The following is a 22,675-nucleotide window of genomic DNA, read 5'->3' on the forward strand; positions in this document are numbered from 1 at the left end:
CATGGGTCCCCATCCTGCGGTCGCGGCGATACGCCTGGCGGTCCGCCGCGTTCTCCACGACGTCCTCACCGACCTCACCGATCTCCCCCGGATCCCGTCCGCGGGTCCCACCGTCGCGCCCCCCCGCAACGCGTCGGGCAACCGGCCGGTCGTCCTCGTCGCCTGCTCCGGCGGCGCCGACTCCATGGCCCTCGCCTCCGCCCTCGCCTTCGAAGCCCCCAAGCTCGGCATCCGGGCCGGCGGCATCACCATCGACCACGGCCTCCAGCCCGGCTCCGACCTGCGCGCCGCGGAGGTCGTCAGCCGCATGACCGCGCTCCGCCTCGACCCGGTGGAGTCCGTCGCCGTGCGCGTCGGCCGCGACGGCGGACCCGAGGCCGCCGCCCGCGACGCCCGCTACGCCGCCCTGGACGAGGCCGCCGACCGGCTCGGCGCCGCCGCCGTGCTGCTCGGCCACACCCGCGACGACCAGGCCGAAACCGTCCTGCTGGGCCTCGCCCGCGGCTCCGGCATCCGCTCCCTGTCCGGCATGGCCGAGGTCTCCGGAGGCCCCGGCCGCACCAAGCGCTACCGCCGCCCCTTCCTCCACATCGACCGGCAGACCGCCCGCAAGGCCTGCATGGTCCAGTCCCTCCCCGTCTGGGACGACCCGCACAACATCGACCCCGCCTACACCCGCTCCCGGCTGCGCCACGAGGGGCTGCCCGCCCTGGAGAAGGCGCTCGGCAAGGGGGTCGTGGAGGCGCTCGCCCGCACCGCCCAGCTCTCCCGCGACGACGCCGACGCCCTCGACGCCTGGGCCGCCGACGCCGAGGCCGGCGTACGCGACGAGGACGGCCGCCTGGAGTGCGCCAAGCTGTACGCCCTGCCGCCCGCCGTACGCCGCCGGGTGCTGCGCCGCGCCGTGGTCGCGGCGGGTTCCCCGGCCGGCTCCCTCTTCGCCCGCCACATCGAGGAAGTCGACCGGCTCATCACCGGATGGCGCGGTCAGGGGGCCATCAACCTGCCCGGCCGCGTCGAGGCCCAGCGGCAGGGTGGCAGACTTGTCATCCGGCAGGGCTGATTGGTGCTGAGACACGGCTGAGTCCTCCGGGGACGCCCTCCGGAGCCCCGGCCGACAACGAAAGTGATGCGGGTGGACGAGAAGGACATGGGCAGCGACCTCCAGTCGGTGCTCATCACCAAGGAAGAGATCGACGCGAAGCTGGCCGAGCTGGCCGCGAAGATCGACGCGGAGTACGCGGGCAAGGACCTGCTCATCGTCGGTGTGCTCAAGGGCGCCGTGATGGTGATGGCGGACCTGGCGCGCGCCTTGTCCACCCCGCTCACCATGGACTGGATGGCGGTGTCCTCGTACGGCGCCGGAACCCAGTCCTCCGGCGTGGTGCGGATCCTCAAGGACCTGGACACCGACATCAAGGACAAGCACGTCCTGATCGTCGAGGACATCATCGACTCGGGCCTGACCCTGTCCTGGCTGCTGTCGAACCTCGGCTCCCGCCAGCCGGCCTCCCTCAAGGTGGTCACGCTGCTGCGCAAGCCCGAGGCCGCCAAGGTCGCCATCGACGTCGAGTGGGTGGGCTTCGACATCCCCAACGAGTTCGTCGTCGGCTACGGCCTCGACTACGCGGAGAAGTACCGCAACCTGCCGTTCGTCGGGACGCTCGCCCCGCACGTGTACGGCGGCTGAACCCCCGTCGTCACCGCGATCGCCCCCGGGGGAACCCGGGGGCGATTCCCGCCGTTGGAGGAGAAGGCGGGTCTGTCAGCCGTCCCACGGGGCGGCGGGTGACAATACAGGGGTACATTCCGAAGAACAGTCTTTACTCACAGCGGCATTTACCTACGGGCAGGAGGGACGGGGTGCCCGGCACCCCGTATGGATGGACGTGAAGCGATACTTCCGTGGGCCGGTCATGTGGATCGTGCTGGCCGTCCTCGCCGTGGTCGTGTTGATGAACGTCGTCGGCTCCGGCGGCGGCTACAAGTCGGTGGAGACCAGCGAGGTCATCAAGGCGATCAACAGTGGCCAGGTCGAGAGCGCCAAGCTGACCACCGGCGACAGCCAGATGATCAAGATCGAGCTGAAGAAGGGCCAGAAGCTCGACAACAACAGCGGCACCAAGTTCCAGGCCAACTACATCGGGGACCAGGGCGTCCAGCTCGCCCAGAACCTCCAGACCAAGTACGAAGCCGGTCAGATCCCGGACGGGTACTCCGTCACGCCGGACAAGACCAGCCCGTTCCTGAGCGTGCTGCTCTCGCTCCTGCCCTTCGTCCTCATCGTCGTCGTCTTCCTGTTCCTGATGAATCAGATGCAGGGCGGCGGCTCCCGGGTCATGAACTTCGGCAAGTCCAAGGCGAAGCTCATCACCAAGGACACCCCGAAGACGACGTTCGCCGACGTCGCGGGCTCGGACGAGGCCGTCGAGGAACTCCACGAGATCAAGGAGTTCCTGCAGGAGCCGGCGAAGTTCCAGGCCGTCGGCGCCAAGATCCCCAAGGGTGTGCTGCTCTACGGCCCGCCCGGCACCGGCAAGACCCTGCTCGCGCGCGCCGTCGCGGGCGAGGCCGGGGTCCCGTTCTACTCGATCTCCGGTTCCGACTTCGTCGAGATGTTCGTCGGCGTCGGCGCCTCCCGCGTCCGCGACCTCTTCGAGCAGGCCAAGGCGAACGCCCCGGCGATCGTCTTCGTCGACGAGATCGACGCCGTCGGCCGGCACCGCGGTGCGGGCCTCGGCGGCGGGCACGACGAGCGCGAGCAGACCCTCAACCAGCTGCTCGTCGAGATGGACGGCTTCGACGTGAAGGGCGGCGTCATCCTGATCGCCGCCACGAACCGGCCCGACATCCTCGACCCGGCGCTGCTGCGCCCGGGCCGCTTCGACCGGCAGATCGCGGTCGACCGGCCGGACATGCAGGGCCGTCTGGAGATCCTCAAGGTCCACCAGAAGGGCAAGCCGGTCGCACCGGACGTCGACCTCTCGGCCGTCGCCCGCCGCACCCCCGGCTTCACGGGTGCCGATCTGTCGAACGTCCTGAACGAGGCCGCGCTCCTCACGGCCCGCTCGGACAAGAAGCTGATCGACAACTCGATGCTGGACGAGGCGATCGACCGCGTCGTGGCGGGCCCGCAGAAGCGGACCCGGATCATGTCCGACAAGGAGAAGAAGATCACCGCGTACCACGAGGGCGGACACGCCCTGGTCGCGGCGGCCTCCCCGAACTCCGACCCGGTACACAAGATCACGATCCTGTCCCGCGGCCGGGCCCTGGGTTACACCATGGTCCTGCCCGACGAGGACAAGTACTCGACCACCCGCAACGAGATGCTCGACCAGCTCGCGTACATGCTGGGCGGCCGCGCGGCCGAGGAGCTGGTCTTCCACGACCCGACCACGGGCGCCGCGAACGACATCGAGAAGGCCACGGCGACGGCCCGCGCGATGGTGACCCAGTACGGCATGACCGAGCGCCTCGGCGCGATCAAGTTCGGCGGGGACAACACCGAGCCGTTCCTGGGCCGCGAGATGTCGCACCCGCGGGACTACTCGGAAGAGGTCGCGGCGCTGGTCGACGAAGAGGTCAAGAAGCTCATCGAGACCGCGCACAACGAGGCCTGGGAGATCCTGGTCGAGAACCGGGACGTCCTGGACAACCTCGTCCTCGCACTCCTGGAGAAGGAGACGCTGGGCAAGGAGGAGATCGCCGAGGTCTTCTCCACGATCGTGAAGCGCCCGGCCCGTCCGGCGTGGACCGGCTCGGCCCGGCGCACCCCCTCCACTCGTCCGCCGGTGCTCTCTCCCAAGGAGCTCCAGCTGACGAACGCCGCCAACGGCACCTCGGCCTCGGCCCAGACCGCCGTGTCGGTGGAGAAGGCCCCGGAGCCCTCCCCGGAGGAGCGTCCGGAGGCCTGATCAGGTCCGGAATGGATGCCGCGCCCCCCAGGTTCTAGCCTGGGGGGCGCGGCACTTTCGTATGCCGTCCGTGCAGACAGGAACGAGGATGAGATGACCGACCCAGTGACCCTGACCGGTGGCGAGGGCACGATCGGCGAGTTCGACGAGAAGCGCGCCGAGGCGGCCGTCCGAGAGCTCCTGATCGCGGTCGGCGAGGACCCGGACCGCGAGGGCCTCCTGGAGACCCCGGCGCGCGTGGCGCGGGCGTACAAGGAGATATTCGCCGGCCTCTACCAGAAGCCCGAGGACGTCCTGACGACGACGTTCGACCTCGGTCACGACGAGATGGTCCTGGTGAAGGACATCGAGGTCATGTCGAGCTGTGAGCACCATCTGGTCCCGTTCCACGGCGTGGCCCACGTCGGCTACATCCCGTCCACCGACGGCAAGATCACCGGCCTGTCGAAGCTGGCCCGCCTGGTCGACGTCTTCGCCCGCCGCCCCCAGGTGCAGGAGCGGCTGACCACGCAGATCGCCGACTCCCTGATGGAGATCCTGGACCCGCGCGGCTGCATCGTGGTCATCGAGTGCGAGCACATGTGCATGACGATGCGCGGTGTCCGCAAGCCGGGCGCGAAGACCATCACCTCGGCGGTCCGCGGCCAGCTCCGCGACCCCGCGACCCGCAACGAGGCCATGAGCCTGATCATGGCGCGCTGAGCCGATGACCGTGCCGGGGCCGGAGACGAAGCCGGAGCCGGCCGTGGAGGCCGCGGAGGCCGCCCCGACGGGCCCGGAGGGGGGCCCGGCACCGGGCCGGCCCCTACGCCGCCGCGTGGGCCTTGTGGGGGTCCTCGTCGTCCGGGAGTTTCAGGACGTGTTCCAGGAAGAGGGCGGCCGCGATGACCGCGGCGCCCGCCAGGACCGAGCCGCCCGCGTACCAGGTCTGGTCGCGGCGGGCCGGGACGTCCAGGGAGTCCGTCAGGAGGAAGACGCCGACCCCGCCGTACATGCCGGCGACCAGGGCCGCGACCAGGGCGCTCGCCTGCCCGAAGACCACCGCGCGGGCCGCCATCAGCGGCTCCACGCCCTTGGCCCCCGGACGGCGCTCGCGCTGGGCCTTCAGGCGGCCCCGCAGTGACAGGGCCGTGGCGAACAGCACCACGGCGATGACCGCCAGCACGATCGGCGCGGCCAGCGGGACGCCCGGCAGGGTGCCGTAGGCGTTCCACAGGCGGGCGCCGGCCCAGGACAGCACCCCGGCGATCACGAAGATGCCCGCCAGGACCGCCGGCCTCAGTTGCTTCACGTTGCCCGTCCCCTGCTCAGTGCTGTCGGCTACCTGAACACGCTAACGGCTATTCCGGGAGACGGAGTTCCAGGTCCGTCCGTGCCGTGACCCCGCTCATGCCGATTGCCGCCAGCAGGCCGGCCACCGGGCCGCGGCCGGGGAGCTGGGCCTCGGGGTCGATATCGTTCCAGGGGGCCAGGACGAAGGCCCGCAGGTGCGCCCGCGGGTGCGGGAGGGTGAGGACGGGGTCGTCGGAGAGCACGTCGGCGTACGCGACGATGTCCACGTCGATCGTGCGCGGCCCCCAGCGCTCCTCGCGGACCCGGTCGAAGGCCTCCTCGACGGCGTGCGCCCGCTCCAGGAGCGAGGACGGCGGCAGGGTGGTCTTCAGCGCGATGACCGCGTTGAGGTACGAGGGCTGCGAGCCGGGCTCGACGCCCCACGGCTCGGTCTCGTAGACCGGGGAGACGGCCTTGACGCGCAGCCCGGGGGTGTCGCCGAGGGCGTCGATGGCGCCCTGGAGGGTCTCCAGCCGGTTGCCGAGGTTCGCGCCGAGCGCGATCACGGCCCATTTGGGGTTGGACAGCGTGACGTCGGCCGCGTCGACCGCCTCGACGACGGACGCGGGGACGGGCTGGACCGTGGGGTCGCTCTGGGCGTTCTGTCCGTTGTTCACACGCGGCTCCGGGTGATCGTGATGGTCACGTCGTCGAAGGGGACGGTGATCGGCGCGTCCGGCTTGTGGACGACGACCTCCACCTGCGCCACGGCCTCGTGCTTGAGGCACTGCTGGGCGATCCGCTCGGCCAGGGTCTCGATCAGGTCCACGGGCTCGCCCTGGACGACGTCGACGACCTCCTCGGCCACGACCCCGTAGTGCACGGTCTTGGCCAGGTCGTCACCGGCCGCCGCCGGGCGGGTGTCCAGGTGCAGCACGAGGTCGACGATGAAGGTCTGGCCCTCTTCGCGTTCCCGGGGGAAGACGCCGTGGTGCCCGCGAGCCTTGAGGCCGCGCAGCGCGACACGATCCACGCGAATCACTCCTGCTTTCGTAGGTGCTTCCGGTCCCGGGACTCCCCGGGCCCTTGGGCCTACGCCGAGTGCGGTCGGCGTCGTCCGCCTTCGAATTTACCTGCGATAAACCTTCGCCCCGGCCCTTGGGGTCAGTCGGAGGCCTCTTCTTCCTCGTCATCGGAGTCCGTGAGGACCGGAGAACCGTGGTGGGACCAGAGGCGCCAGCCCTCCGGTGTGCGTCGGAACACATTCGTGGCGACCACCAGCTGGCCGACGAGCGGACCGAGTTCCCCGGCCTCCTCGGCGGGTCCGCCGCTGAGGATGTTCTCGGTGCAGGTGACCAGGGCGGTGTCGCCTATGAGGGCCACCTTGGTGTCGGTGAGGAAGAACTGGATGTACTCGGTGTGCGACATGATCAGCGCGTACGAGCGCAGCACCTCGCCCCGCCCGGAGAGCACCGGCCAGCCGGGGTGGACGCAGGAGATCTCGTCGTCGAGCCAGAGCGCCGACAGGGTGTCGAAGTCCCCCCGCTCCATGGCCTCGTAGAAGGCCGCGTTGACCTCTTCGACGGCTTCGATGTCGGTACGGCTCACCGTTCCCCTTCCCTGTGCGTCCGGTCGGGCCGGTCGGTCCGGCGGGTCACAGAGCCCCTTCCACGGCACGGGCCACCCGAACCGCGTCCGCGGTCGCCCGTACCTCGTGCACCCGTACGGCCCAGGCGCCCTGGTGGGCGGCGATGGCCGAGACGGCGGCCGTGGCGGCGTCCCGCTCGCGGGCGGGCGGCGGGGCGGCGTCGGCGGCGCCGGCCAGGACCCGGCCGAGGAAGCGCTTGCGGGAGGCGGCGACGAGGAGCGGGAAGCCGAGGGCGCGCAGCTCGGGGAGGCGGGCGACGAGGGCCAGGTCGTGCTCGGCGTTCTTGGCGAAGCCGAGGCCCGGGTCGACGACGATCCGCTCGGGGGCGATGCCGCCGGTGACGACGGCGTCGATGCGGGCGCGGAGCTCGGCGGCGACCTCGCCGAGGACGTCGTCGTAGACGGCGAGGGCGTTCATGCCGTCGCTGAAGCCGCGCCAGTGCATGACGACGAAGGGCACGTCGGTGGCGGCGACGGCGGGGATCATGCGGGGGTCGGCGAGGCCGCCGCTGACGTCGTTGACGAGGCGGGCGCCGGCGGCGACGGCCTGTTCGGCGACGGTGGCGCGCATGGTGTCGACGGAGACGGCCACGCCCTCGGAGGCGAGGCCCCGGACGACGGGGACGACCCGGCGCAGCTCTTCCTCGGCGTCGACGCGGGTGGCGCCGGGGCGGGTGGACTCGCCGCCGACGTCGACGAGGTCGGCGCCCTGGGCGACGAGGTCGAGCCCGCGCTTGACGGCGGCGGTGGTGTCGAACCAGCGGCCGCCGTCGGAGAAGGAGTCGGGGGTGACGTTGACGACGCCCATGACCGCGCAGCGGTCCCAGTCGGGGAGCCCGGCCACTTGGCCCCGGGGGGCGGGGCCGCGGGTGGTGTTCATGGGGTCCAGGGTAGATCCCGTACAGCGGAACGCCCCCGGGCCCTGGCGGGCACGGGGGCGTCGGGAGCGGTGGCGGTTACGCGGCCTGGACCTCGCGGTCCTGCTGGGCCGGGATCGCCGTCTCGTGGTGGGCGCAGGGACGGTCCTGCTTGGGGCGGCGGCGGCTCTCGAAGAGGCGGGGGAGGGCGAGCGTCACGAAGCCCTCGGCCTGCATCACGGCGAAGCCGATGCGGGGCAGGTCGCGGTGGTGGCGGTAGACCATGAAGCGCGGCTCCCAGCGGGGGCGGAACTTCTCGTTGAACTTGTACAGCGACTCGATCTGGAACCAGCGCGAGAGGAAGACGAGCAGGCTGCGCCAGGCGCGCAGGACCGGGCCGGCGCCGATCTTCTCGCCGCGGGCGAGGGCCGCGCGGAACATGGCGAAGTTCAGCGAGACCTTCTCGATCTTCAGGTCGGGGGCCTGCTGGAGGGCGGCGACGATGAGCAGCTCGTTCATGCCGGGGTCGGCGCCGCGGTCGCGGCGCATCATCTCCAGCGACATGCCGTCCTTGCCCCACGGCACGAAGTGCTGGATGGCCTTCAGGTCGCCGAAGGGGCTGCTGTCGCCCTCCTCCACGCGGTGGGCGGTGGCGATGATGCAGTCGCCGTCGCCCGGGTCGCCGATGCGGCCCAGGGCCATGGAGAAGCCGCGCTCGGTGTCGGTGCCGCGCCAGGCCTCGGCCGCACCGCGCACCTGGGAGAGCTCGAACTCGTTCAGCTCGCTGACCCGGCGGACCCGGGTGGTGTAGCCGTTGCGCTCGATGCGCTTCACCATCTGGCGGACGTTGCGCATGGGGCGTCCGGCGAGGGAGAAGTCTTTGACGTCGACGATGGCCTCGTCGCCGAGTTCCAGGGCGTCCAGGCCCGTCTCGCGGGTCCAGACCTCGCCGCCGGTCTCGCTGCAGCCCACGACGGCCGGGGTCCAGGAGTGGGCCTTGGCCTCCTCCATGAACCGCTCGATGGCGCCGGGCCAGGCCTCGACGTCGCCGACCGGGTCGCCGGAGGCGAGCATGACGCCGGAGACCACGCGGTAGGTGACGGCGGCCTTGCCGCTGGGGGAGAAGACGACGGCCTTGTCGCGGCGCAGCGCGAAGTGGCCGAGCGAGTCGCGGCCGCCGTGCCGGGCGAGCAGCTCGCGCAGCTTCTCCTCGTCGTCCGCGGTGAGCCGGGCGGCCGGGTGCTCGGGGCGGAAGGCCAGGTAGATCGTGGTGACGGCGGTCAGCATGCCGAGGGCGCCGAGGGAGTAGCCGACGGTCCAGCTCACCCGGCCGGCGTAGTCGACGGGGCCCTCGAAGCCGAAGAGGCCGTAGACCACGTGGGTGATCTGCTCGTAGAGGCTGGGGTGGCCGACCACCTTGTTCGGGTGGACGTTGACGATGACCAGGCCCAGGCCGATGGAGCCGGCGCTCATCAGGACGAAGTTCGCGAGCGCCTTCCAGCGGCTGCGCGGGTCCGGGAGGGCCTTGAATTCACTCTGGTGGCGTACGAGCAGTGCGAGGAGCACCGCCGAGATGACCACGCTGATGAACGAGTGCCGGTAGGCGAACTGCGCGACGGCGCCGGCGGGCAGCAGGATGACCGAGGCCCTCCAGGCACGCCGCTTGCGCCGCTTGAGTCCGTGCGCGAGCAGCAGGATCAGGACGCCCGCGCTGATGGAGAGGGCCGCGGCGAAGGGGCCCAGGGAGCCGGGCAGCACCTCGGTGACCGCGTGGAACCGGCTGTGGCGGAATCGCGGGAAGACGCCCGCCGCGATGTCCAGAAGGCCGACGATCATGACGGCCGTACCTACGAGGCCGGGCACCGACTCCGGCTTGGGTCCGCGGAAGATTCGCCGGACCTTACTCGGAACCTGCCCCGACTTATCGCCATCTATCCTGCTAGACATCGCTTCCCGTTGCTCCGCGAGAGATCATGTGGCCGAAGGCCGCGACAGCCTCCGGGGTGTGGTGCGTCCACTAGGACGACACAGAGGAGGAGCGGGTTCACTCTTCCTTCGGAAAAATCCAGTCCTGCCATCAGAAAGTCGACTGACTGCTCATGGGTCTCACCAGTAATGCCGTTCTGGTCCTGGCCATCATCGCGGGTGTAGCGCTGTTCGCGGTGACGGTCTGGCTCTGGCCGAAGCTTTCGGGCCGCTCCTGGCGGTCGGTCCTCGGCCGGGTCGGCCTCCTGCTCGCGACCCAGCTGGCGCTGTTCTCGGCAGTCGGTCTCGCCGCCAACAAGTCGTTCCTCTTCTACGGTTCCTGGGCCGACCTGTTCGGTCAGCAGACGGCGATCGGCAAGGTCGTCGACCACTCGATGAGCAGCAAGGACATCAAGGTCCTCGACAAGCAGAAGCTGGACGTGCCCGGCGGCGGCCAGCCCCAGGTCGGCGGCCAGATACTGAAGGTCGCCATCACCGGGGAGAAGTCGAAGATAACGAGTCCGGGCTACGTCTGGCTCCCGCCGGAGTACTTCCAGCCGCAGCACAAGGACAAGAACTTTCCGGCCTCCATCGTCCTGACGGGCTACCCCGGTACGGCGGAAAACCTGATCAAAGGGCTGAACTACCCCATGACGGCCTTCAAGCAGGCCAAGCAGGGCAAGATGAAGCCGATGATCCTGGTCATGCTGCGCCCGACCATCGCGCCGCCGCGCGACACCGAGTGCGTGGACATACCGGGCGGCCCGCAGACGGAGACCTTCTTCGCGCAGGACCTGCCGCAGGCCATCCAGGGCACCTTCCGGGTCGGCAAGAAGCCGCAGAACATGGGCTTCATCGGCAACTCCACGGGCGGCTACTGCGCCCTGAAGATCGCCGCGCACCACCCGCAGACCTTCGGTGCCGCCGCCGGTCTGTCCGCGTACTACAAGGCCGCGGACGACCCGACGACCGGTGACCTCTTCCGCGGGGACGAGAAGCTGAAGAAGGCCGCCGACGTGCTGTGGAGCCTTGAGCACAAGAAGCCCACCGGCACCTCCTTCCTCGTCACCACGAGCGAGAAGGGCGAGGACAACCTGAACGACACCAAGAAGTTCATCAAGCTGGTCAAGGGTCCGGACCGGGTCTCCTCGATCATCCTCGACAGCGGCGGCCACAACTTCAACACCTGGCGCCGCGAGATCCCGCCGATGCTGGTGTGGATGAGCAGCCGGATGCAGGCCTGAGGTCAGGCGGCTGGGGTGAAGTAGTGCAGTACCGAGCGGTCCGTCCGCTCGCGCGTGGTCAGGGCCCGACGGGAGTCGGGCCCTTCGTCATGCCGCGGGCGGTTCGGCCCGGCGCAGCGCCCGGTGGACGCCCTCCGGGGTCAGTACGCCGACCAGCGCGCCGGACTCCGGGTCCGTGACCCCGATCCGCCCCGCGTCCTCCTGGAGCAGGGCGGAGAGGGCCTCGCGCAGCGACGCCCCGAGCGCCACGGAGCCGGCCGGGGCCTCGCCGTCCCGGGCGGCCGTGAGGTCGGCCTCGCCGACCGGGGTGACCGCGAGCCGCTTCAGGCCCCGGTCGGCGCCGACGAAGGAGGCCACGTAGTCGGTGGCGGGGGCGCCGAGGACCGCCGCCGGGCGGGCGAGCTGCTCGATGGTGCCCTCCCCGTAGACCGCGATCCGGTCGCCGAGCCGGACGGCCTCCTCCAGGTCGTGGGTGACCAGCAGGATCGTCTTGCGGACCGTCCTCTGGAGGCTGAGGAACTCGTTCTGGAGCCGCTCGCGCACCACCGGGTCCACCGCGCCGAACGGCTCGTCCATCAGCAGCACCGGCGGGTCGGCCGCCAGCGCACGGGCGACCCCGACGCGCTGGCGCTGCCCGCCCGACAGCTGCTCCGGGTAGCGGCCGCCGAACACGGCCGGATCCAGGCCGACGAGTTCGAGCAGCTCGGCCGCCCGGGCGCGGGCCTTGGCCTTGGGGGTGCCGGTCAGCTGCGGCACGGTGGCCGTGTTCTCCAGCACCGTCTTGTGCGGGAAGAGCCCGACCTGCTGGATGACGTACCCGATGCGGCGGCGCAGCTCGACCGGGTCGGCGGCGGCGATGTCCTCGCCGTTCAGCAGGATCCGGCCCGAGGTGGGCTCGATGAGCCGGTTGACCATCTTCATCGTGGTCGTCTTGCCGCAGCCGGACGGGCCCACCAGCGTGACCAGCTCGCCCTCCGCCACCTCGAACGACAGGTCCTCGACGGCCGTCGTCCCGTCGGGGTAGCGCTTGGTCACATGCTCGAATCGGATCACCCCGCCATCCTCTCCCACCGGTGCGCACGGATGGGCGAAGGCTTTGTCAGGGGAGTGTTGCATGTGTGCGAATGAATCCGGCCAGGGCGGGCACCTGGGGTTATGGTCGCACTGGCCGGGTCTTCCGGCACGCGTGTGCGAGGAGAGAGGGAGGTGAGCGGTGTGGCCGTACGGAACTGCCTGGTGGCGAACGACTGGATCTGCTGGGACTACGTCACCTCCCGCGCCCCCGAACTCGCCGACGCCACGCTCGAACACGTCTGGATCACGGCGGTCTCGGTGCTCATCGGGGTGGCCGTCGCCGTCCCCCTCGCACTCCTGGCCCGCCGGGGCCGCCACTGGGCGGCCCCCGTCCTCGGTCTGACCACCCTCCTCTACACGATCCCCTCGCTCGCCATGTTCTCCCTGCTGCTGCCCTTCTTCGGGCTCTCGGCGGCGCTCGTGGTGACCGGTCTGGTGCTGTACTCGCTGACCATCCTGGTCCGCAACGTGCTGGCCGGGCTGGAGGCCGTCCCCGAGGAGGTGCGGGAGGCCGCGCGCGGCATGGGCTACGGCCCGGCCCGGCTGCTGTGGCAGGTCGAACTGCCGCTGGCGCTGCCCGCGCTGCTCGCCGGGGTGCGGATCGCGACCGTCTCCACCGTGGCGCTGACCACCGTCGGCTCCATCGTCGGCAAGGGCGGGCTGGGCAACCTGATCGCCCCGGCCGTCAACAGCTCCTTCAAGGCCCAGGTGCTCACCGCCTCCGTGCTGTGCGTGCTGCTGGCGCTGGTCGCGGACCTGCTGCTGCTCGGCCTCCAGCGGCTGCTGACCCCGTGGACCCGCGCCGGGCGTCCCGCGCGGGCGAAGGGGGTCTGAGGCCGTGGGAGTCATGGGGAAGGCCTTCGGCTGGCTCGCCGACGGGGCCAACTGGTCCGGTGAGAACGGCGTCTGGCACCGGCTCGCCGAGCACCTGCTGGTCAGCGGGATCGCCCTCGGCGTCGCCTGCGCGGTGGCGCTCCCGGTGGGGCTGTGGCTCGGCCACGTCGGCCGGGGCGGGGCGCTCGCGGTCAACGTCTCCAACGTGGGGCGGGCCGTACCGGTGTTCGCCGTGCTCGCCCTGTTCATGGTCTCGCCGCTGCGCACCGCCGGCTACCTGCCGACCGTCGTCGCGCTGGTGCTGTTCGCCGTCCCGCCGCTGCTGACCAACGCGTACGTCGGCATGCGCGAGGTGGACCGCTCGGTGGTCGAGGCGGCCCGGGGCATGGGCATGTCCGGCCGGCAGCTGTTCTGGCGGGTGGAACTGCCGCTGGCCCGGGGGCTGGTGATGACCGGGCTGCGCTCGGGCGCCGTGCAGGTCATCGCCACCGCCACGATCGCCGCGATGGTCGGCCAGGGCGGCCTGGGCCGGATCATCACGGCCGGGTTCAACACGTACAACACCCCGCAGGTGGTGGCGGGCGCCCTGCTGGTCGCGCTGCTGGCCCTGCTGGTGGAGGGCCTGCTGGTGGCGGCCGACCGGCTGCTGCCGCGCCGCGGCCGCCCGGCGCCGCGCTGAGCGCGCCCCCTCCTCACCCGTTCCGCTTCTCCTCTTTTCCCCTGATCTCCAAGGAGCATGATGAGCAAGTCCACGCGCATCCTCGGCGCGACCCTGGGCGCGGTGGCCCTGACCGTTTCGCTCAGCGCGTGCGGGGGCGACAGCCTGGAGAAGGCCAAGGACGGCGGCTCCTCCTCGTCCTCCTCTTCCTCCGGCGGCAAGGGCAAGCTGGTGGTCGGCGCGGCCGGGTTCACCGAGTCCAACGTGCTCGCCAAGCTGTACGCGCGGCTCCTCGCGGACGCCGGCTACGACACCTCCATCACCACGGTCAACAACCGCGAGCTGTACGAGCCTTCGCTGGAGAAGGGCGAGATCGACGTCGTCCCGGAGTACGCGGCCACCCTCGCGGAGTTCCTCAACGCCAAGGTGAACGGCCCGGACGCGCCGAAGGAGAAGCCCGTCGCCTCCAGCGACGCGGCCGCCACCGTCGCGGCGCTGGAGAAGCTCGCGGCGCCGCTCGGACTGAAGGCGCTCCCGGCGGGTGCGGCCGTCGACCAGAACGCCTTCGCGGTGAGCAGGGAATTCGCGCAGAAGAACAACCTCAAGACCCTTTCCGATCTTGGAAAGTCGGGTCAGAAGGTGAAGATCGCGGCGGGTGACGAATGCTCCGTCCGGCCCTTCTGCGCACCGGGGTTGGAGAAGACGTACGGAATCCAGGTTTCCGGTATCGACCCCAAGGGCGTCGGCACCCCGCAGGCCAAGCAGGCCGTCAAGGACGGGGTGGACCAACTCGTGCTGACCACCACCACCGACGCCACTCTCGACAGCTTCGGTCTGGTCCTGCTGGAGGACGACAAGAAGCTCCAGAACGCCGACAACGTGCTCCCGGTCGTCAACGCCAAGGACGCCGGGGCCCCGGAGGTCGCGGCCGCGCTGGAGCGGCTCACCAAGGTGCTCACGACCGCCGACCTCGCTGAACTGAACCGCAAGGTGGACGCCGAGCGGGCCAAGCCGGCGGACGTCGCGAAGGCCTATCTGGAGGCGAAGGGCCTGCTGAAGAAGTAGGGGTTACACGGTTGATGGCCAAATGTGGGGTAACCGCGCGGGAAGAGATTGCCGGGCTGGTATCCCACGCGAGGTCCACGCCCTGTAAATTTCAGGCCATGCCCCGTGGACGTCACCGCAATCCCGAGCCCCTGCACCGACTTCTCACGCCGACGGCCGTCGGCGGGGTTTCCGTCGCCAGCGCCGGCGCGGCCTGGCTCCTCGCGGAACCCCTCGCGCTGCGCCTGCTCGTGGCCCTCACGGCGGCCGCGGGCATCGGCGGCGCCGTCCTGATGCGCTCCTGGGACCGGGCGGCCGGCCGCCGGGTGGCGGAGCTGGCCCGCGAGCGGGTCAAGGACGAGTGGAAGACGGACGAGCGGATAGCCGAGCTCGAATCCGATCTGGAGGAGGCCCGCGTCCTGCGCGTCAAGCTGGACGCGAAGCTGCGCGCCAAGCGCGTCGAACTCGCGGGCCTGCGCGGGGAGCACGCGGCGCTGCTGCGCCGGTACGCCACCGCCGAGACCGAGCGGGCCAGCGCGCTGGAGAAGCGGCGGCTGCTGGCGCTGGAGAACGCGGGCACCCCGAAGGAGCTGCCGGCGGTCTCGGAGGAGCGCACCTCCAGCGGGGCGCCGACCGCGGTCGGTTACGCGCGGGCCAACGCGGCGATGGCCGCGCTGCTGAGGAAGTCCGAGGCCCGGGCGGCCGCCGCCGCGGCGCCGAAGGAGCTGGCCCCGGCGGCGGGCCCCGCGCACACCCGTGCGGACGCCCCCGCGGCCCTCACGGCCCCCGCAGCTCCCACCACCCCTTCCGCTCCCAACGCCCCGGCTCCCGCCGCCCCCGCTCCGGCGGTCCCGGCGCGGCGGCAGGCGGCCGCGGTGGCGCCGTACGCGGCCCAGCGGCGCTCCGCCTCGCGCGTCGAGGGGGGCTTCGACTTCTTCGGCACGAAGAACACGGCGCAGGCGCGTGCCGCGATCGAGTCCGTGCAGAACGAGGACCTGGCGGACGTGGTCGGGGCCGAGGCGCTCGCCGCGCACAAGGCGGAGTCCGCGTCGGACGACGCCGAACCGGAGTTCAAGCCGGCGACGGAGGAGCAGCGGGCGGTGGGCCAGGTCATCGACCTGACGGCCCACGACGAGACCGAGCCGATCGACGTGGTCCGGCTGCGCACCGCCATCTCCTAGCCGCTCCGGCCGCCCCTGCTCAGGGGGTGTAGGACGCCACCAGGCGCGCCAGGTGGCGGCCCGCCAGGAGGAGCGGGGTGCGGGACCGGGTGACCTGGGCGGTCATCTCGGCGCCCTCCAGGGCGGCGATCACCGTCACCGCCAGGTCGCGGGAGTCCTCCTCGCCGATGCCGGAGGCCCGCAGCTTCGCCGCCACCAGCTCCTGCCAGTTCCCGAAGGACCGCGCGCACGCCTCCTGGAGTTCGGGCAGCCGGCCCACCGACTCCAGGGCCGTGGCCGTCACCGGGCAGCCGTCGCGCCAGTCCGAGGCCGCGAGGGCGTCCGCGAGGACCCCGGCGGCCGCCTCGATCGCCCGTGCCGCGTCCGGGTCGGAGTCCAGCGCCGCGCCGAGCGTCCCGGCGAACTCCCCGTCCCCGTGGCCGATCGCGGCGACCGCGAGCTCCTGCTTGCCGCCCGGGAAGAAGTGGTAGAGCGAGCCCAGCGTGGCCCCGGCCTCGCGGACGAGCTGCTTGACCGGGGTGCTCTCGTACCCGCCGTGCTGCATGAGGCGGGAGGCGGTGCGCACCAGCCGCTCGCGCGTGCCCGGCTCCGCCTGCCTGCCGGGCTCCGCCGCCGGTGCCGTCCCCGCCGTTCCCGTCGCCGTACCTGTCGCTGCCATGCGGGGAAGTCTACCCCCGGAATTGGATAGAGCGTTCGTTCTAGTCCCGTGCTACGTTCGTCCCGAGCGCTGGATAGAGCGTTCGTTCTAGTCCGATTCCGTAGGGAGAACTCCGTCATGAACCAGGTCTCGATCATCGGCCTCGGTCCCATGGGCCGGGCCATGGCCTCCGCCTACCTCGACGCCGGCCACACCGTCACCGTCTGGAACCGCAGCCCCGGCAAGGACGAGGACCTGCTCGCCCGCGGGGCGCGGCGGGCCGCGAGCGCCGCCGAGGCCGTCGCGGTGAGCACGCTGAGCGTCGTCAGCCTCATCGACGTGGACGCCGTGTACACCGCCCTCGCCGGGGCCGACCTCGACGGCCGCGTCCTCGCCAACCTCTCCTCGGACGTACCGGAGAAGGCGCGGGCGGCCTCCGACTGGGCGCGCGAGCGCGGGGCCGCCTACCTCACCGGCGGGGTCAACGTGCCGCCGGCCGGCATCGGGCAGGAGGGCGCCTCGATCTTCGTCAGCGGCCCCCGGGAGGTGTACGAGGAGCACCGCGCCGCGCTCGACGTGCTCGCCGCCACCGACTACCGGGGCGCCGACCCCGGCCACGCGCAGCTCTACTACCAGCTCAACATGATCATGTTCTGGACGGCGTACACCGGCTGGTTCCAGGCGCTCGCCGTCGCCCGCGCCAACGGCCTGACGGCGGCCGACATCCTGCCGTACGCCGGCTACACCGCGGACAGCATGCGCGGCTTCTACGAGGGCTCCGCGCCGCTCGCCGACGCCGACGACCACGACGGCACCCACGCCCGCCTCGCGATGTGCGCGGCGAGCCTGGAGCACGTCACGCACACGGCCGCCGACTCCGGGGTGGACACGGGCATCCTCGCCGCCCACGCCGAGCTGTACCGGCGCGGGGTCGACGCGGGCTTCGGCGCCGACGGCACCGCCCGCCTGCTGGGGCTGCTGGGCGCGCCGAAGGCGGCGGCCCCGGCGACGGCCTAGGAGGCGGCCCCGCCGGGGCGCGTCGGACGGGGGTGCCGCGTCAGAACAGGGGGAGCTGCCCCGGGTGCGGGCCCAGGGCGAAGCCGTCCAGCGTCGGGGCGGAGGCGCCGAGCACCACGCGGGCCCGCGAGCCGGGGCAGGACACCAGGCCGGCGCGCCGCCCCGCCGGAGGGTCGTGGCGGGCGATCCGGCCGGCCGTCACCGCGCAGTCGCGGCCGCAGGACGGGCAGGCCCGTCGGGGGGAAGCGGACATGCCCCAAGTCTGCCCTGCCGCACCGACATCGACCCCGCCGGCCTACTTGTCGATGTCGCCGACGACGAAGAACAGCGAGCCGAGGATCGACACCATGTCCGCGACCAGCTGCCCCGGCAGCAGCACCGCCAGGGCCTGGATGTTGTTGAAGGAGGCGCTGCGCAGCTTCAGCCGGTACGGGGTCTTCTCGCCCTTGGAGACCAGGTAGTAGCCGTTGATCCCGAGCGGGTTCTCCGTCCAGGCGTACGTGCTGCCCTCGGGCGCCTTCAGCACCTTCGGCAGCCGCTGGTTGACCGGCCCCGGCGGCAGCTCCGCCATCCGGTCCAGGCAGGCCACCGCCAGGTCCAGGGCGTTGTGCGTCTGGTCGAGGAGCACCTCGAAGCGGGCCAGGCAGTCGCCCTCGGTACGGGTGACCACCTTCAGGACGTCCTGGAGCTCCCCGTACGCCAGGTACGGCTCGTCGCGGCGCAGGTCGAAGTCCACGCCGGAGCCGCGGGCGATCGGGCCTGAGACCCCGTACGCGTGCACCGCCTCGGCGGACAGGACGCCGACGCCGCGGGTGCGGCCGCGGAAGATCTCGTTGCCGTGGACGAGCTTGTCGTAGACGTCCATCCGGGTGCGGACGTCGGCGACGGCGGCCCGGGCCCGGCCGAGCCAGCCCGCCGGGAGGTCCTCCTTGAGGCCGCCGACCCGGTTGAACATGTAGTGCATGCGGCCGCCGGAGATCTCCTCCATCACGGCCTGGAGCTCCTCGCGCTCGCGGAACGCGTGGAAGATCGGGGTGATCCCGCCCAGTTCGAGGGGGTACGACCCGAGGAACATCAGGTGGTTGAGGACCCGGTTCAGCTCGGCGAGGAGCGTGCGCATCCACACCGCGCGCTCGGGGACCTCCATGCCGAGCATCCGCTCGACGGCCATGACCACGCCGAGCTCGTTGGAGAAGGCGGACAGCCAGTCGTGGCGGTTCGCCAGCATCACGATCTGCCGGTAGTCGCGGGCCTCGAACAGCTTCTCCGCGCCACGGTGCATGTAGCCGACCACGGGCTCCGCGCTGGCGATGCGCTCGCCGTCCAGGACGAGCCGCAGCCGCAGCACCCCGTGGGTGGAAGGGTGCTGCGGTCCGATGTTGAGCACCATGTCGGTGCTCTCCGCCGCGCCGCCGATGCCGACCGTGGTCTCCGTCATGGGCGCATTGTCGCAGTCCTAGGGTGGGGGCATGGAAACGGGGACGACGGGTGAGACGGACCGACCCGAATGGGTCGGACTGCCGGGCGGGCTGCTGTCCCTCCGGCGACTGCTGCTGGTGGTGTGGACGGTCCTCCTCGTGGTGGCGACCGCCCTCCCGCTGGGGCTGTTCGCCGGAGCGGGCTGGGCCGCCCTCGGCGGCATATGGCTGCTGCCGCTGGTCTGGGGGTGGGTGGTGCTCGGACGGAACTGGCGGTCCTGGCGGTACGCGGAACGCGCCGACGACCTGCTGATCGGCCGCGGGGTGCTGTGGAGCCGGGAGACGGTCGTGCCGTACGGGCGGATGCAGCTGGTGGAGGTGACCTCGGGCCCGCTGGAGCGGCACTTCGGGCTGGCCTCCGTACAGCTCCACACGGCCGCGGCGGCCAGCGACGCCAAGATCCCGGGCCTGGCCCCGGACGAGGCGGAACGGCTCCGCGACCGGCTGACCGAGCTCGGCGAGGCCCGATCGGCCGGCCTGTGACCGGCCCCGCCGTACCCGCGGCCCCGGCCGCCGAGGACGCCGTGGGCGCCGCGGGCACCGAGCGGCGGCTGCACGTGCTGACCCCGCTGCGCCGCGCCTGGGTGCCGATCGCCGCCACCGCCGGCGTGGTCGCCCAGCAGGGCGAACGGGCCCAGGAGTGGGCGCTGGCCCTGCCCGTGTGGCTGCGGCTGCTCGTCCTCGCCGGGGCGGTCCTCGTCTTCGGCACGTACGGCTTCCTCAGCTGGTGGTTCACCCACTACGCCGTCACCGACACCGAGCTGCGCATCCGCACCGGCCTGGTCTTCCGGCGCACCGCCCACATCCGCCTCGACCGCGTCCAGGCCATCGACGTCACCCGCCCCCTGCTGGCCCGCGTGGCCGGGGTGGCCGCACTGCGCATCGACGTCATCGGCACCGAGGACAAGGACGAGCTGGCCTTCCTCTCCGAACGGGACGCCGTCGCGCTGCGCGCCGAGCTGCTGGCCCGGGCCGCCGGCTTCGCCCCCGCCGAGGCCACCGCGGTCGGCGAGGCCCCCGACCGGGAGCTGCTGCGGGTCTCCCTGCGGGACCTGGTGGTCTCCCTGCTGCTCAGCCTCGACGTGTGGGCCGCCCTCGCAGGCGGGCTCGGCGGCCCGCTGCTCCTGTGGGCGCTCAGCTCCAACCCCTGGGCGGCCCTGATCGCCCTGCTGCCGCTGGTGGGCGCCGCCTGGAAGGGCAGCGCCGCCCGCTTCCTCACCGGGTACGACTGGCGGGTGGCCGAGTCCCCCGACGGGCTGCGGCTGGACCACGGGCTGCTGGACCGGGCCCACGAGACCGTCCCGCCGGGGCGCGTGCAGACCGTGCGGATCGTGGAGCCGCTGCTGTGGCGGCGGCGCGGGTGGGTGCGGGTGGAGCTGGCCGTGGCGGGCTCGAAGAACGGGGTCCTGGTCCCGGTCGCCACCCGGGACGCCGCCCACGCCCTGATCGCCCGGGTCCTGCCCGGCGCGGAACCGGCCGCGCTGGAGTTCGTTCCGGCCGCGCGCCGGGGTTCTCGGTGGGTGGTCCCGGTGTGGTGGAGGGGGTACGGGCTGGCCGTGTCGGCGGAGCTGTTCGCGGCCCGGCGCGGGCTGCTGTGCCGGCGTACGGAGATCGTTCCGCATGCGAAGGTGCAGAGCGTGCGGCGGACGCAGGGACCCTGGGAGAGGCTCTGCGGGGTTGCTGACCTGCACGTGGACACGGGTGCGGGCAACGTGGTCACCGCCGGGCTGCGGACGGCCGACGAGGCGACCGCACTCCTCTACGCCCAGGCGGCCCGTTCCCGTACCTCGCGCGCGACGGCCCGCCCCGACCGGTGGATGGCCTGAGCCGCTCCGGGGGCTCCGCGCACGGGCCAAGGCGATTTTCGGTCAGAGGCCCCGGCCGACCGAAACCGTGTTTGTGTTCGCAACGTCCCTTCGGTAGACAGGTACGCACGCACGTGACGCCACGACACGTCAGGGGTGGGTGGATGAAGTTCGACATGGGCAGCACGACGCTGTCCGATCTGGGCAAGGCCACGAGCGGTTCGAGCGACGACCTCGGCACGCTGATCAAACTGCTCATCGCCGCCGCCGACCCGCTGGAGGGCAAGTTCAACGGGGTCGGCCGGACCGCCTTCGACTCGTTCAAGCGGCGCTCGGACGCCATCACCGCGGAGCTGAACGGCTCGCTGCGCGCCATCCTCGGCGGCCAGCGCGGCATGGACACCTCCTTCACCACCGGTGACCACGAGCAGGGTGACAACGCCCACCAGAACATGGGCTCCGCCAACTTCGACGCCGCCCGCTTCGGCGCGCGCTGAAACCCGGGGGAATGAGGGGACATGGGACAGAACATGGACCGCACCTCGTACGACGTCGCCGCCTCCGTGGAGGTCCAGGGCGGCCTCGGCGGGATCATCGGCCAGCTGGAGCGGGTGCTCGGCGACCGTGACGCGGCGGTGAAGGCGGCGATGGCCGAGTTCACGGCGGACGGGGTCTCGGAGGAGTACCACGGCAAGGAAGTCCGCTGGAACAAGGCGGCCAACGAGGTCCGCGACATCATCCGCCTCGTACGCACCACGCTGGAGCAGAACGACGCGACCGCGCAGGCGACGCTCGCCAAGGCCAAGGCGGCGGTCGACGCCATCGGCTGACGCCGTCCGGGCACCGGACACGGGGACGTGGGGACGTGGGGACACGGGGGTAGCTCATGGACTGGGACATCAAGCCGTCCGGCGTACAGGGCGTCGTCAACAAGACGATCACGGCCGCCGAGGGCTTCCAGAAGGCCGGCGCATCACTGGAGACGGCCCTGCCGGCCGCGCAGAAGAACGCGGGAACCGTCACCGAGGGCGGCAGCCGGATGGGCGAGGGCGGAGGCATGGGCCCGATCGCCGGGGCGCTGGGTGAGCTCATGACCTTCCACCAGAACCGGCTGGCCCGCATCTCGGCCCGTACGGAGGCCTCGCTCAACGGGGCGGTCAACGCGACGATGGCGTACCTCCAGGGCAACATCGAGCAGGCGGAGAACGCCCAGCGCGAGGCCCTGAAGGAGCCTCAGATCGACCTTCCGGGGGCGGGGAGGGGGAAGGTGTGACCGACCACAAACCGATCGACCCGTGCAGCATCCCGTTGTTCACGGGTGATCTGGAGGCCCTGGAGCAGAACCGGGCGGCGATCGCGTCGGCGGCGGGGACCTTCCGTGACGCGGGTGCGCATGTGGATTCGGAGTTTCAGGGCCTGGCCGCCTTCTACACCGCCCCCGAGGCGGCGCAGCTGTTCGCGACGACCAAGCCGGTCAGGACCGACAGTGATCTCTTCGCGGGCCATCTGGAGACGGCGGCGAAGGCTTTGGGCGAGTACATCACCGAAGCCCGTCCGATCGTGGCCCGTCTGAAGGAGCTCCAGTCCCGGGCCGTCACGTTCAGCCAGAAGATCAGCGGGGATGAGCACTGGAAGGACGACGGGGACAAGATCGATGAGAACAACGATCTGATCCACGACGTCAACGCGGCGGTGTCGGCGTTCTGGGCGGCGGAGCGTACCTGTGCGAACAAGATCCGCTCCCTGTACGGGGGCCCGCAGCTGATCCCCGAGGACGGCACGCACGCGGCGAACATGTACGGCTACAAGGGCGAGGACCTGAACAAGGCGCAGGACCTGCCGTGGGGTTCGCAGCTGGAGGAGACCCACCGCTGGTACGAGGTGGGGCACTGGGCGAAGTCGTTCGTGTGGGACGGGATCATCGTCGACGGGATCTGGGGCACGGTCCGGGGCCTGGGCACCCTGGTCGGCGTGGACGGCTGGGACAAGGCCGGCCAGGCCTGGACCGGCTTGGCGAAGCTGGCGACGGGTCTGGTCATCTCCTC

The 22,675-nt window shown here is 71.6% G+C and carries 25 protein-coding genes and 1 pseudogene; 16 read left to right on the forward strand and 10 right to left on the reverse strand.

The features are described from left to right. Position 1: 1 nt before the first annotated feature. From tilS to folE, 4 genes are all read left to right on the forward strand, one after another. The gene (tilS, locus tag AB0O29_RS11920) at positions 2 to 1,063 is read left to right on the forward strand and encodes a tRNA lysidine(34) synthetase TilS (RefSeq protein WP_365149923.1); all 1,062 of its coding nucleotides are present in this window, start codon (positions 2 to 4) and stop codon (positions 1,061 to 1,063) included. Positions 1,064 to 1,129: 66 nt separating this feature from the next. Further along, positions 1,130 to 1,690, forward strand: a complete 561-nt coding sequence (gene hpt, locus AB0O29_RS11925; RefSeq protein ID WP_267034220.1) for a hypoxanthine phosphoribosyltransferase — start codon at positions 1,130 to 1,132, stop codon at positions 1,688 to 1,690. Between the two features lie 193 nt (positions 1,691 to 1,883). Next, complete coding sequence (ftsH, locus tag AB0O29_RS11930; RefSeq protein ID WP_365149926.1) at positions 1,884 to 3,917, forward strand: ATP-dependent zinc metalloprotease FtsH; 2,034 nt, start codon at positions 1,884 to 1,886, stop codon at positions 3,915 to 3,917. Between the two features lie 93 nt (positions 3,918 to 4,010). Continuing rightward, entirely contained in the window at positions 4,011 to 4,619 is a 609-nt protein-coding gene (folE, locus tag AB0O29_RS11935; protein WP_365149929.1) for a GTP cyclohydrolase I FolE, read from the forward strand. A gap of 103 nt (positions 4,620 to 4,722) precedes the next feature. Here folE and AB0O29_RS11940 read toward each other — a convergent pair whose 3' ends face one another. The 6 genes from AB0O29_RS11940 to AB0O29_RS11965 form a co-directional block, all read right to left on the reverse strand. After that, entirely contained in the window at positions 4,723 to 5,208 is a 486-nt protein-coding gene (locus AB0O29_RS11940; RefSeq protein WP_365149932.1) for a DUF3180 domain-containing protein, read from the reverse strand. A gap of 49 nt (positions 5,209 to 5,257) precedes the next feature. Beyond that, a complete protein-coding gene (gene folK / locus AB0O29_RS11945; RefSeq protein WP_365149935.1) occupies positions 5,258 to 5,866 on the reverse strand; it encodes a 2-amino-4-hydroxy-6-hydroxymethyldihydropteridine diphosphokinase in 609 nt (202 codons plus the stop codon). Beyond that, entirely contained in the window at positions 5,863 to 6,222 is a 360-nt protein-coding gene (gene folB, locus AB0O29_RS11950) for a dihydroneopterin aldolase (RefSeq protein ID WP_042809414.1), read from the reverse strand. Before folB ends, folK begins: the two co-directional genes overlap by 4 nt. A gap of 131 nt (positions 6,223 to 6,353) precedes the next feature. Then, entirely contained in the window at positions 6,354 to 6,797 is a 444-nt protein-coding gene (locus AB0O29_RS11955; RefSeq protein WP_344169683.1) for a nuclear transport factor 2 family protein, read from the reverse strand. Positions 6,798 to 6,843: 46 nt separating this feature from the next. Continuing rightward, positions 6,844 to 7,716: a dihydropteroate synthase gene (gene folP / locus AB0O29_RS11960; RefSeq protein ID WP_365149939.1), complete on the reverse strand. Its 873-nt coding sequence runs from the start codon at positions 7,714 to 7,716 to the stop codon at positions 6,844 to 6,846. A gap of 76 nt (positions 7,717 to 7,792) precedes the next feature. Continuing rightward, positions 7,793 to 9,640 carry a phosphatidylglycerol lysyltransferase domain-containing protein gene (locus AB0O29_RS11965; RefSeq protein ID WP_365149942.1) on the reverse strand — a complete coding sequence of 616 codons (1,848 nt, stop codon included), beginning with the start codon at positions 9,638 to 9,640 and terminating at the stop codon, positions 7,793 to 7,795. Between the two features lie 152 nt (positions 9,641 to 9,792). On the opposite strand from AB0O29_RS11965, the gene AB0O29_RS11970 reads away from it, so the two are divergent. After that, positions 9,793 to 10,902, forward strand: a complete 1,110-nt coding sequence (locus AB0O29_RS11970; protein ID WP_365149945.1) for an alpha/beta hydrolase-fold protein — start codon at positions 9,793 to 9,795, stop codon at positions 10,900 to 10,902. An 87-nt stretch (positions 10,903 to 10,989) separates the two neighbouring features. Here the strand turns inward: AB0O29_RS11970 and AB0O29_RS11975 are convergent, their stop codons facing one another. Further along, positions 10,990 to 11,955 carry an ATP-binding cassette domain-containing protein gene (locus tag AB0O29_RS11975; protein ID WP_365149947.1) on the reverse strand — a complete coding sequence of 322 codons (966 nt, stop codon included), beginning with the start codon at positions 11,953 to 11,955 and terminating at the stop codon, positions 10,990 to 10,992. Positions 11,956 to 12,117: 162 nt separating this feature from the next. Here AB0O29_RS11975 and AB0O29_RS11980 point away from each other — a divergent pair, with 162 nt between their 5' ends. The 4 genes from AB0O29_RS11980 to AB0O29_RS11995 all read left to right on the forward strand — a co-directional run bounded on the left by AB0O29_RS11980 (position 12,118) and on the right by AB0O29_RS11995 (position 15,693). Beyond that, positions 12,118 to 12,810, forward strand: coding sequence for an ABC transporter permease (locus tag AB0O29_RS11980; protein WP_365149983.1), 693 nt, complete (start codon positions 12,118 to 12,120; stop codon positions 12,808 to 12,810). A 4-nt stretch (positions 12,811 to 12,814) separates the two neighbouring features. Then, entirely contained in the window at positions 12,815 to 13,489 is a 675-nt protein-coding gene (locus AB0O29_RS11985) for an ABC transporter permease (protein ID WP_365149950.1), read from the forward strand. Between the two features lie 60 nt (positions 13,490 to 13,549). Further along, positions 13,550 to 14,533, forward strand: coding sequence for an ABC transporter substrate-binding protein (locus AB0O29_RS11990; protein WP_365149953.1), 984 nt, complete (start codon positions 13,550 to 13,552; stop codon positions 14,531 to 14,533). Positions 14,534 to 14,631: 98 nt separating this feature from the next. Then, the gene (locus AB0O29_RS11995) at positions 14,632 to 15,693 is read left to right on the forward strand and encodes a hypothetical protein (protein WP_365149955.1); all 1,062 of its coding nucleotides are present in this window, start codon (positions 14,632 to 14,634) and stop codon (positions 15,691 to 15,693) included. A gap of 19 nt (positions 15,694 to 15,712) precedes the next feature. On the opposite strand, the gene AB0O29_RS12000 is transcribed toward AB0O29_RS11995, so the two are convergent. Beyond that, positions 15,713 to 16,351 carry a TetR/AcrR family transcriptional regulator gene (locus AB0O29_RS12000; protein ID WP_365149958.1) on the reverse strand — a complete coding sequence of 213 codons (639 nt, stop codon included), beginning with the start codon at positions 16,349 to 16,351 and terminating at the stop codon, positions 15,713 to 15,715. A gap of 117 nt (positions 16,352 to 16,468) precedes the next feature. Between AB0O29_RS12000 and AB0O29_RS12005 the strand changes: the two genes are divergently transcribed. Then, positions 16,469 to 17,347 (forward strand): NAD(P)-binding domain-containing protein, encoded by an 879-nt coding sequence (locus AB0O29_RS12005; RefSeq protein ID WP_365149961.1) that lies wholly within the window; start codon positions 16,469 to 16,471, stop codon positions 17,345 to 17,347. A gap of 40 nt (positions 17,348 to 17,387) precedes the next feature. Here the strand turns inward: AB0O29_RS12005 and AB0O29_RS12010 are convergent, their stop codons facing one another. Next, positions 17,388 to 17,600 (reverse strand): hypothetical protein, encoded by a 213-nt coding sequence (locus AB0O29_RS12010; RefSeq protein ID WP_365149964.1) that lies wholly within the window; start codon positions 17,598 to 17,600, stop codon positions 17,388 to 17,390. A 42-nt stretch (positions 17,601 to 17,642) separates the two neighbouring features. Continuing rightward, positions 17,643 to 18,785, reverse strand: coding sequence for an NADH-quinone oxidoreductase subunit D (locus AB0O29_RS12015; RefSeq protein WP_365149967.1), 1,143 nt, complete (start codon positions 18,783 to 18,785; stop codon positions 17,643 to 17,645). A 31-nt stretch (positions 18,786 to 18,816) separates the two neighbouring features. On the opposite strand from AB0O29_RS12015, the gene AB0O29_RS12020 reads away from it, so the two are divergent. The 6 genes and pseudogenes from AB0O29_RS12020 to AB0O29_RS12045 form a co-directional block, all read left to right on the forward strand. After that, on the forward strand, positions 18,817 to 19,308 hold the full coding sequence (locus AB0O29_RS12020; protein WP_365149970.1) for a PH domain-containing protein: 492 nt from the start codon (positions 18,817 to 18,819) through the stop codon (positions 19,306 to 19,308). Between the two features lie 41 nt (positions 19,309 to 19,349). Beyond that, positions 19,350 to 20,651: a PH domain-containing protein gene (locus AB0O29_RS12025; RefSeq protein WP_365149986.1), complete on the forward strand. Its 1,302-nt coding sequence runs from the start codon at positions 19,350 to 19,352 to the stop codon at positions 20,649 to 20,651. A 143-nt stretch (positions 20,652 to 20,794) separates the two neighbouring features. Continuing rightward, entirely contained in the window at positions 20,795 to 21,127 is a 333-nt protein-coding gene (locus tag AB0O29_RS12030; RefSeq protein ID WP_365149972.1) for a hypothetical protein, read from the forward strand. 21 nt (positions 21,128 to 21,148) lie between these two features. Further along, complete coding sequence (locus AB0O29_RS12035; RefSeq protein WP_365149975.1) at positions 21,149 to 21,460, forward strand: pore-forming ESAT-6 family protein; 312 nt, start codon at positions 21,149 to 21,151, stop codon at positions 21,458 to 21,460. Positions 21,461 to 21,516: 56 nt separating this feature from the next. Beyond that, positions 21,517 to 21,903 (forward strand): DUF6507 family protein, encoded by a 387-nt coding sequence (locus tag AB0O29_RS12040; protein ID WP_365149978.1) that lies wholly within the window; start codon positions 21,517 to 21,519, stop codon positions 21,901 to 21,903. Next, positions 21,900 to 22,675 (forward strand): annotated as a pseudogene (locus AB0O29_RS12045) (protein phosphatase); the annotation flags it as partial. The gene AB0O29_RS12040 and the pseudogene AB0O29_RS12045, both read left to right, overlap by 4 nt.

The sequence above is a fragment of the Streptomyces sp. NPDC089915 genome (assembly GCF_040684675.1).
Lineage (GTDB): Bacteria > Actinomycetota > Actinomycetes > Streptomycetales > Streptomycetaceae > Streptomyces.